General features: G+C 74.5%; 8 protein-coding genes. 2 read left to right on the top strand and 6 right to left on the bottom strand.

Annotated features, from left to right (window positions below; all coding sequences use genetic code 11):
* From ABTZ17_RS24635 to ABTZ17_RS24615, 5 genes are all read right to left on the bottom strand, one after another.
* A partial coding sequence (locus ABTZ17_RS24635) for an nSTAND1 domain-containing NTPase (RefSeq protein WP_352197874.1) occupies positions 1–2,093 on the bottom strand: 2,093 nt, incomplete at its 3' end.
* Positions 2,090–2,608, bottom strand: coding sequence for a CU044_2847 family protein (locus ABTZ17_RS24630; RefSeq protein WP_352197873.1), 519 nt, complete (start codon positions 2,606–2,608; stop codon positions 2,090–2,092). The genes ABTZ17_RS24635 and ABTZ17_RS24630, both read right to left, overlap by 4 nt.
* A 212-nt stretch (positions 2,609–2,820) precedes the next feature.
* A complete protein-coding gene (locus ABTZ17_RS24625) occupies positions 2,821–3,408 on the bottom strand; it encodes a suppressor of fused domain protein (RefSeq protein WP_352197872.1) in 588 nt (195 codons plus the stop codon).
* A gap of 137 nt (positions 3,409–3,545) precedes the next feature.
* The gene (locus tag ABTZ17_RS24620; RefSeq protein ID WP_352197871.1) at positions 3,546–4,217 is read right to left on the bottom strand and encodes a response regulator; all 672 of its coding nucleotides are present in this window, start codon (positions 4,215–4,217) and stop codon (positions 3,546–3,548) included.
* Positions 4,214–5,047, bottom strand: coding sequence for a sensor histidine kinase (locus ABTZ17_RS24615; protein WP_502994828.1), 834 nt, complete (start codon positions 5,045–5,047; stop codon positions 4,214–4,216). Before ABTZ17_RS24615 ends, ABTZ17_RS24620 begins: the two co-directional genes overlap by 4 nt.
* Positions 5,048–5,321: 274 nt before the next feature.
* Here ABTZ17_RS24615 and ABTZ17_RS24610 point away from each other — a divergent pair, with 274 nt between their 5' ends.
* Entirely contained in the window at positions 5,322–6,122 is an 801-nt protein-coding gene (locus ABTZ17_RS24610) for an ABC transporter ATP-binding protein (protein WP_352197869.1), read from the top strand.
* A complete protein-coding gene (locus tag ABTZ17_RS24605) occupies positions 6,119–8,419 on the top strand; it encodes an ABC transporter permease (protein WP_352197868.1) in 2,301 nt (766 codons plus the stop codon). The genes ABTZ17_RS24610 and ABTZ17_RS24605 overlap by 4 nt, the downstream gene beginning before the upstream one ends.
* A 142-nt stretch (positions 8,420–8,561) precedes the next feature.
* On the opposite strand, the gene ABTZ17_RS24600 is transcribed toward ABTZ17_RS24605, so the two are convergent.
* Positions 8,562–9,467 (bottom strand): GNAT family N-acetyltransferase, encoded by a 906-nt coding sequence (locus ABTZ17_RS24600; protein ID WP_352197867.1) that lies wholly within the window; start codon positions 9,465–9,467, stop codon positions 8,562–8,564.
* Positions 9,468–9,665: the final 198 nt, after the last annotated feature.

Raw genomic sequence — 9,665 nt, 5'->3', positions numbered from 1 at the left:
GGGGCCCGCGCCGGTGCGGGCCCCGCACCGCCGGGGCGAAGGCGCTGCGGCAGCCGGAGCCGGAGCCCGAGCCAGGGGCCGCCCTCGGGGGCGCGGAGCCAGCGGGCGTGCCGGTCCTCGGCGCGCCGCAGCCAGCGCTGGAACTCCTGGTCGGTGGTGACCCACTGGTGCAGCTGCGGCCAGTCCCGGACGAGCGAGTCGTGGACCAGCTCGGCGACCGGCTCCGCCGGCCGGACCGCTCCCGGCTGCCCACCCGCGGAGGGCTCGGACCTCGGAGTGCGGAGGGTGACGAACCGGCGGTCGACGAGCGCGGCCAGTGTCGCGTCGAACTCCGCCTGCCCGGTGCCGGAGTCGGATCCGGTACCGATGTGGGAGCCGGAGGCCGGACGGATGCCGAAGCCCGAGCCGATGGCCGGGCGGGAGCCGGCCTCGGGGCCACCGGTGAGGGCGCGGAGGGTGGGGACGGGCACCCGACGGCGGGCCGCAGGAATGGCGTGGTCCGGGTCGGCCGGCTCGACCAGGGCGGTCAGAATCGTCCGGGCGGTGTCCGGGTGAGGGAGCAGGCGGAACTCGGTGGTGCACCAGGCGCTCAGCGCACCGGTCACGGTGCCGAGCCGATCGTACGTCTCGTGCGTGAGGGTGCCGTGGGAGCGGCCCTCCCACAGCTGTCGCAGCGTCAGTTGGAGGGCCGGCAGGCAGGTGACCGGGGTGCTCCGGGTGGTGCGGGGCTGCGGGCCGTCCGCCGGGGGGATCAGATCGCCGATCAGGCGGGCCGTGAGACCGGACTCGACGAGCGGGCCGTGCTCGCCGTGCTCGATCATCGCGCGCAGATCGGACGCGTCGAGGGTGGCGGGGACGTTCACGTGTGGGGCCGTGGCCTCCAACAGGGCGGGGGCGCGGGCGGCGAGCGGGGCGTAGAAGTCGTCGCGCATGGCGAGGACCACGGTGACCGGCGCCCAGGAGCGGGCCAACGCGGCCAACTCCTCGGCAGCCGCTCCGATGCCCGAGCGGTCCTCGGGCGTGGCCGTGGGGGCCAACAGCTCCTCGAACTGGTCCACCACCAACAACACGCGGGTGCGGTCCGGCCGTTCGGCCAGGAGCCGTTCGGCGGCGGGCCCGATCCCGTCGGTGGCGGCGCCGGGCAGCCCGTGCTCCTCGGCCGCGAGCAGCAGGTCCCGGCCGGGACCGGGCACCACCACGGGCAACCAGCGGTCGCCGCCGGGCACCCGCAGCCCCTCGGCCAGCGTGGGCAGCACCCCGGCCCGGAGGAGCGAGGACTTGCCCGACCCGGAGGGCCCCAGCAGCAGGATCACGCGCAGCGGCCCGCGCAGCGCCGCCAGGACGGCTTCGAGCGCGGTGGCGCGGCCGCGGAAGACGGCGGCGTCCTCCGTGGTGAACGGCTTCAACCCCGGATACGGGCACACCGCGTGCTCCGCCAGCTCCGGATGCAGGGCGCGCAGGGTCCGCGCGGGGGTGGCGTAGGCGACCTCCGCGCCCCGGCCGTGCCGGTCGGCCCCGGTGATGGCCGTGGTCATGCCGATGACCAGCCCGGTGACCTCGTCGAGGACGGGCCCACCGCTGAACCCCTCCGTCACGGCATTGGCCTCGGACAGCTGGAGCAGCGGTACGGTGCCGGCCTCGTCCCCCGCACCCTCCAACAGCCGTCCGATCCGGACGGTGCCGAAGTGCCCGCCCTGCCGGGCGTTCCGGGGGAAGCCGTACGTGACGCCCGGGTGCTGAGCGCAGTCCTCCGCGATGCCCAGCGGCAGCGGGACCGCTCCCGCCGGGACGGCGTCCAAGCGGAGGAAGGCGGTGTCCTCGGCGTCCGCCTCCCGCCAGGTGTCCGTTTCCACCGTCCCGTGCACCTCGCCCGCACCGGCCCCGGACCAGGAGGGGAAGGACAGCGGCACCCGCTGCCCCGGCCCGTAGCCGGCGTTCGCCACGACGTGCGCGCAGGTCACGAGCAGACCGGGCCCGACGAGGAAGCCCGCGCCGGCCACCGTCCCCCGCGCGCCGTGGGCGGTGCGGACCTCGGCGACCGCGTGCTGGAACCCCTGCCCCGAGCCGACCGGCGGCCGCCGCACCTCGGTCACGCGCCCCCGCCGAGCCCCCGCGAGCCGTCAGGCGCGGCTTCGGAGGTGCCTTCAGGCGCGCTGCCCTCGGGCCGGGTGCCCTCGGGTCGTGATGCCGCGGGCCGCTCCGGGGCGCGGGTGTCACGCCCGGGCGGAGCACCGGCGGCGGGGCGGTGGGGCTCCGCCGGGGGAGTTCCCTCCGGGTGCGTGCCGTCCGCCGCAGCGGTGGCGGTGGCGGTGTTGTGCCAGGTCACGGTCACGGTGAGGTGGCAGCCCGTCCTGGCCTTGGAGATCACGGCCCCGGCCTCGGCGGCCAGGTCCACACCGAACTCGATGACGACCTCGTCGGGCCCGGCCTGCCGCAACTGCTCCAGCGCCGCACGTGCCAGCCCCGTCACCGGACGCAGCGCCTCCTGCACCGTGTGCGGCAGCTCCTGCACGGCGTCCGACAGCCGTCCGACCTTCACGGGCCCGTCCGGCTCCAGGCCGCCCTCGACCAGCACCGAGCCCCCGCCCTCCAGCGGCACACGCGTCACGATCCCCACCGACAGCCTCCCCCAGCCCCGGAACCACCCACACCGACCACGTCCCTGACGCCCAATCGGCCGACAACTCAGGCTAGACCAAAGGATGTTGCCCGGACCGGCATTTCCCCCGACCACCAGCCCCGCCCGCTTCCGGACGGCCGCGAGGCGCAAGGGAGCGCGAGGGAGGGTCGCCCGGTGGTGTGGCCGTCTTGTCGTCGCGCTCAGATCACGGACGGGCGGCGCGGGTCGACCGGGTCGATCTCCCGCTCGTCGAAGAGGCTCTCCAGGGCTTCGAGGCCGTGCTCGCGGCGGTGATCCTTCTCCGCCTGGGTGATCGGCAGCATCCACAGGACGCGGGCGTGGGACGATTCGCCCCAGGCGCAGACCTCGAAGTCCGGGCCGTACGGGTACGGCAGGCTGATCAGGTAGTGGTCGCACGCGGAGTCGTCGAGCCAGGGCCTTCCGATGGGGACGGTGTGCCCGATGTCCAGCCGCTGATGGTCAGGGCCGCAGTGGTAGTACGCGTTCACGGTGAGGCTTTCCAGGTTCCGCCAGTCGTCCCGCGGGGCCGCGAGGAAGAACTCCTCCCCGTGCCCGCCCTCCTGGGTCGCCGCCCAGCAGCCGGACGTCACGTACACCCACCACCCGCCGGGCCGACGGGGGTGGATCCGGAACACCCGGAACCCGGGCACCCGCTCCTCGATCGGCCCGTCGACACCCGGCAACTCGTCGATGGCCTGCCCGGGAAAGTGCCCCTGAAGGTGCGCGCCCAGAGCCGCCCGGGCGGCGAGCAGCGAAACGGAAGACATGCTCCGATCATGGCACCCTCGTGACGGTCGACGACGGCGGGGCTCCCCGCGGGGAGGGGCGCCGGGTGGGGCCCCGGCGCACGGATCATCGGCAGGTCATCGGCAGGCTTCCCGCGCACGCTCCTTCGGACGAGCCTCTAGCCGCCCGGGGTGACGAGGCCCGTTTCGTAGGCGAGGACCACGGCTTGGGCTCTGTCGCGGAGGGAGAGCTTGGCGAAGATCCGCGCGACGTGCGTCTTCACCGTGGCCTCGCTCAGCGTCAGTCCTTCCGCCAGTTCGGCGTTGGACAGGCCGCGGCCCATCAGGGTCAGGACCTCCCGCTCGCGCGGCGTGAGCGCGGCGAGGTCCCGGTGCGGTGCCGGTTCGCCACCGGCGGCCGGGGCGCAGCGCTCCACCAGGCGTCGGGTGATGGACGGGGCCAGGAGGGCGTCCCCGGTGCCCACCAGGCGTACGGCGGCGGCCAGGTGCTCGGGGGTGACGTCCTTCAGCAGGAACCCGCTGGCTCCGGCCGCGAGCGCCGCGTACACGTACTGGTCGAGGTCGAAGGTGGTCAGCATGATCACCCGGCAGTCCGGCAGTTCGGCGAGGATCCGCCGGGCGGCCTCCAGTCCGTCCATGCGGGGCATGCGGATGTCGAGGAGGACGACATCGGGTCTCAGGGCCCGCGCCATCGACACCGCCTCGACTCCGTCGGCGGCCACTCCGACGACCTCGATCCCCCGTGCCGTGAGGATCAGTCGGAAGCCGGTGCGGACCAGCTCCTGGTCGTCGGCGATCAGCACCCGCGGTCCGGGCCCGGGCGCCGTCACGGCCGGTCCAGGGGAAGACGGGCCCGGACCCGGTAACCGCCGCCGAGCCGGCGCCGCGCGTCGAGATCCCCGCCGTACAGGGCGACGCGCTCCCTGAGCCCCGTCAGCCCGCGACCGGTGCCCTCACCGGAGCCGCGCGGCGCCGGCGGCCGTCCGCCCGTCAGGACGCTGGAGCCGCCGTTGAGGACTTCCACCCGCAGGGCGTTGTCCGCGTACCGCACCGTCACCTCGGCGCCCTCCCCGTCTCCGTGCTTCAGCGCGTTGGTCAGTGCTTCCTGGATGATCCGGTAGGCCGTCACGTCGATGCCCGTCGGCAGCGGGCGCGGCTCCCCGGATATCCGTACGTCGACCGGCAATCCGGCGAAGGCAATTTTGTCGATGAGCCGGCCCAGCCCGTCGAGGCTCGGCTGCGGGGCCAGTTCGGCGGCCCCGCCGTAGGGATCGTCCGTGCCGTCCTGGGCGGGCGCGAGCAGCCCGAGCAGGGTGCGCAGCTCGGTCATCGTGGTCCGCCCCGCGCTCTCCACCGCCCCCATCGCGGCCGCCGCCTCCTCGGGCATCGAGGCGAGCACCTCGCGGGCCGCACCGGCCTGCACGATCATCAGGCTGACGTTGTGGCTGACGATGTCGTGCAACTCGGCCGCTATCCGGGCCCGCTCGGCATCCACCGCGCCCCGGGCGGCGCTCTCCCGCTCCCGTTCCAACAGCCAGCCCCGCTCACCCAGGGCCGTGCGGTGCGCCCGCCGCTCCCGGGCCAGCGCGACCGCCAGCCAGACCGCGATCGCGGTCGCCGCCCCCGCGGCGCCCACGGCACCGCCCGTCACCCATCCCATCCCTGCCCCCGATCCGACGCCGTCGTTCCTCGACCATCGCTCCTCCGACCGACCCCGAAGAACCACCCCGAAGGGCGGCCCCCGAAGGACCACCCGACGATCCGCCCCCAAGATCCGCCTCCAAGATCCATCTCCGCAAGCTTCGCAGGTCGTGGGCCCGACCGGCATCCCTCCGGCGAGCCAGTTCGCCGCGTACATCTCCAGGATGACGTCGGCCGTCGGATACGTCCGGGGGGTGACGTACCGCCACCGGGCCGCCTTCTAGGTTCGTGACATGACAACTCACCAGGACGCGCGACAGGAACGCCAGGAACGCCAGGAACGCCAGGCAGGCCAGGCAGGCCGGGCAAGCCAGGGACAGCGGCAGGAGCGACAGGTCGTCGTCCGCCTGGACGGTGTCCACAAGGAGTACGGCGACGCCAAGGCGTTGGACGGGCTGTCCCTGGAGGTCCGCAAGGGCGAGGCGGTGGCCGTGATGGGACCCTCGGGCTGCGGCAAGTCCACCCTCCTCAACATGGTCGCCGGCCTGGACCGCCCCACCGCCGGTCGCGTCGAGGTGAACGGCCGTGACCTGGGCGGCCTGTCCGAGACCGGGCTTGCCCTGTTCCGGCGCCGCGACATCGGGATGATCTTTCAGTTCTTCAACCTCGTCGACGACCTGCCGGCCCTCGACAACGCCGCGCTCGCGGCCCAGTTGACCGGTGTCTCCGCCCGACAGGCCCGCCGCCGCGCCCTGGAACTCTTCGAGGAGCTGGGCATCGCCGACCGCCGCCACCACTACCCGGCCACCCTCAGCGGCGGCGAGCGCCAGCGGGTCGCCGTGGCCCGGGCCCTGATGAACCGGCCCGCGCTGCTCCTGGCCGACGAGCCGACCGGGGCCCTCGACAGCCGGTCCGGAGAGCAGGTCATGGACCTGCTCATCGACTTGAACCAGATCGGTCAGACCCTCCTGATCGTCACCCACGACCCGCGGCTCGCCGCCCGCTGCGCGAGCCGCCTCGTGGAGGTCGCCGACGGCCGGGTGGCCCGCGAACGCACCCTCGACCGGGACGACGCCCTCGGCGGTGCCGCGTGAGAGCCGTCTGGCGGGCGTCCCGCGGGGCCGTCAAACGCCGCCGGGTGCAGACCGTCGTCATCGGCCTGGTCGTCCTCTGCTCCACCACCACCGTCTTCCTCGCCCTGGCCCTGCTCTCCGTGGCCTCCGGCCCCTTCGAGCGGGCCTTCGAGCAGCGGCGCGGCGCCCACGCCGTGGCCTCCTTCGATCGGACGAAGGTCTCGGACGACCGGCTCGCCGCGTCCGCCGACCGCCCCGGAGTCGCCGCCGCCGCGGGCCCGTTCCCCCAGGCCGTGGTCTCCCTCCCCGGCGACTGGCTCTGGATGGCGGGCGGCACCCTCACCGTCGTGGGGCGGGCCGATCCCGGCGGCCCGGTCGACCGGATCGAACTCCTGGAGGGCCGCTGGGCCACCGCCCCCGGCGAACTCGTCGTCGAATGGCCCAGCCGGGGCGGCCCCGGCCCCGAACTCCTGGGCAGCAGGCTCGACGTGCCCGGCGCCGGCAGCCTGAAGGTCGTCGGCTTCGCCTCCGGGATGAGCCGCTCCGCGAGCGCCTGGGCCACCCCCGCCCAGGTCGCCGCCCTGCACCCCGCCGCCACCCAGATGCTGTACCGCTTCACGGACGCCCCCACCGAAGCCCGGCTCGGCGAGCGGCTCGCCACGGTCGTGAGCACGACCGGCATCCCGCGGGACGCGCTGATGGGCGTACAGACCTCCTTCGCCCTCGAACGGGCCTACGCGGCACTGGCCGACTCCTACCTCCCCTTCATGTCCTTCTTCGGGGCCCTCGGCCTGCTGGTGTCCGTCCTGATCGTCGGCAACGTGGTCAGCGGGGCCGTGCTCTCGGGCCTGCGGCACATCGGCGTCCTCAAAGCCATGGGCTTCACCCCGAACCAGGTCGTCGCCGTCTACCTGACGACGCTCTCCGTCCCGGCCGTCACGGGCGCCGTCCTCGGCACCCTCGCCGGCGGTCTCCTCGCCGACCCCGTCCTGACGGCGGCCTTCACCGGAATCGAGACCGGCCCCGCGGGCCCCACCGGAGCCGACCCCTGGGTGTACGCCGCCTGCCTCCTGGGTGTCCCCGTCCTGGTCCTCCTCGCCGCCCTCGTCCCGGCCCTGCGGGCCCACCGGCTGCCCGCCGCCCGCGCCATCGCGACCGCCGGAGCCCCCCGCGCGGGACGCGGCCGCCGCGTCCAACGGTTCCTCGCGGGCAGTCCGCTGCCGCGCTCCGTCAGCATGGGCCTGGGCCGCCCCTTCGCCCGCCCCGGCCGCTCCCTCCTCACCCTGTCCGCACTCGTCCTCGGCGTCACCACGGTGACCCTCGCCACCGGACTCTCCAGCACGATGCTCGCCTTCGGCGACTCCGGCCGGGACGGCGGCACCACCGTCGAGGTGTCGGCCCGCGGCCCCCAGGCCCGCGCGCTGGACGACGTACGGCTGGAGCAGCGGCTGCGCTCCCTGCCCGGGGCGGCGTCGGTACGGGCCCGCGCCTTCTCCCAGGCGCACCTCGTCGGCGAGAGCCGTCCCGTCTTCGCCGACTTCTACCGCGGCGACGGCCGCACGGAGCCCCAGGAGATCGCCCGGGGCCGCGCCCCGCGCGCGGCCGGCGAGATCGCGGCGGGCCCCGCATTCCTCGACCAGCGCGGCCTCCGGCTCGGGTCCCGGATCACCCTGGAACTGAACGGCAACCGGATCCCCGTGCAGGTCGTCGGCGTGGTGGTCCAGGGCAACGCCCGTGCCCTGGAGGCCTCTTGGCCCACCCTCGAACGACTCGCCCCCGCCCTCCGCGCCGCCGAGTACCGGGTCCGCCTGACCCCCGGAGCCGACCCGCGGGCCTACGCCGCGGCGGCCCGGGCCCTGGACGACGGACTCGACGCCCGCGTCCTGGACACGGCGAACGCGGGCACCACCACGGTGGTCGCCTTCTCGACCGTCTTCACCGTGCTGCTGACCGCCGTCGCCGCCCTCGGGGTCTTCAACACCGTGCTGCTCGACACCCGGGAACGCCGCCGGGACCTCGCGATGATGAAGTCCGTCGGCATGACCCCCCGACAGGTGGTGGTCACGACGATCAGCTCGGTGGCCGGCCTCGGCCTGGTCGGCGGGCTGCTCGGGATCCCGCTCGGCATCGCCGCGCACGGACTGGTCCTGGACCACATCGGAGTGATCGCCTTCACCGAGCGGATGCGGGACGTCTGGCACCTCCCGCAGCTCTCCGGACTGCTCCTGGCCGGGGTGTCGATCGCGGTGCTCGGGGCCCTGCTGCCGGCCCGCACGGCCGCCCGGAGCACCATCGCGACGGCCCTCCACACCGAGTGACCGGCAGCGGGCACGACGAAGGCGGCGGCCGGAACCCTCCGCAGGGTTTCGACCGCCGCCGGTCGTGCCGCAAGCACCACCCTCCAGGAGATGGGGTCACCCGACGCCCAGGGGAGCGGTCACACGACGCCCAAAGGACTGGTCACGTCCCGGACGCCACCTCCGCCGCGTGGAAGTTCAGCCGCTCCCGCACCACCGGGAAGCCCGCCTTGGCGAAGTTCGCGGCCATCGGGAAGTTCCCCTGGTCCGTGGCGCCGGTCACGAACTCCGCGCCCTGCTCGGCGAGGACGTGCGTGCACTCCGCGAGCAGGTCGTAGGCGTAGCCGCGGCCCCGGTGCTCCGGGAGGACGCCGATGAAGCCGACGGTGGGCCCGGAAGGGTTGTGGGCAGGGATGTGGATCCCGGCGAGTTCACCCTCCGGCGTGAGGGCGAGCTGCCACCACTCGCGCGGGGACGGGCACCAGTGGAAGAAGTCGAGCTCCTCCTGCGCGGCCCGGTCGAGGCCGCCCTCCTCGATCGCCCGCAGCGCGTGCGCGTCGAGGGTGGCGGAGTGGATGCGGCGCAACGCGTCGAAGAACACGGCGTCGTCGGGCTCGGTACGGAACTCCAGGCGGCCCGGCCGCTCGGGCAGGCCCAGCTCCGGCGTCCACCGGTACAGGAACCGCTCGACCAGGAGCTCGTACCCCGCGGCCCGCGCGGCGGCGAACCGGGTCTCGGCGGCGGCCCGCAGGCCGGGCTCGTCCCGCCAACCGCTGGGCAGGTTGAACTCCAACTCCACCTGTCGGGGCATCGAGCGCAGGAGTGCCGCTCCCGCCGCCTCCTCGCCCTCGGCCACGTCGAACCAGTTGACGACGACGGGCTCGGTGTCCGAGGGCCCGCCCCACCAGGCGCCGCGCGCCACGACCCGGCCGTCGCGCAGGGCGACGCGCTTCCAGTCGGGACGGAACCGGGTGCGCGCATGGGCCTCCCCGGCGGCCAGCGGGTCGGGGAGCGCGTCGAAGAGATGTGCGTCGTGCGCGGAGAGCGCGCGGATGACCGGAACGGTCATGGGATTCCTCCGGGATGCTGCTGCGTGGAGCGCTCCCGGTCAGAACGGTCGGACCACGCCGGGACGACCGGAAAGGGAGCGCTGGAACATGATTCGCGTGAACTGCGTGAACCGCACGGCACTCGCCTCCTTCCGTCCGCATCAGGGCGTGGAGACCGACAGTACGTGACCCTCCCGGACCCGTCCAGGGAATTCCGC

It is taken from the genome of Streptomyces sp. NPDC097619 (assembly GCF_040302735.1).
GTDB lineage: Bacteria > Actinomycetota > Actinomycetes > Streptomycetales > Streptomycetaceae > Streptomyces.
Note: the sequence above shows the minus strand (reverse complement) of the source record. Positions and strands in the feature narration are given on the sequence as shown.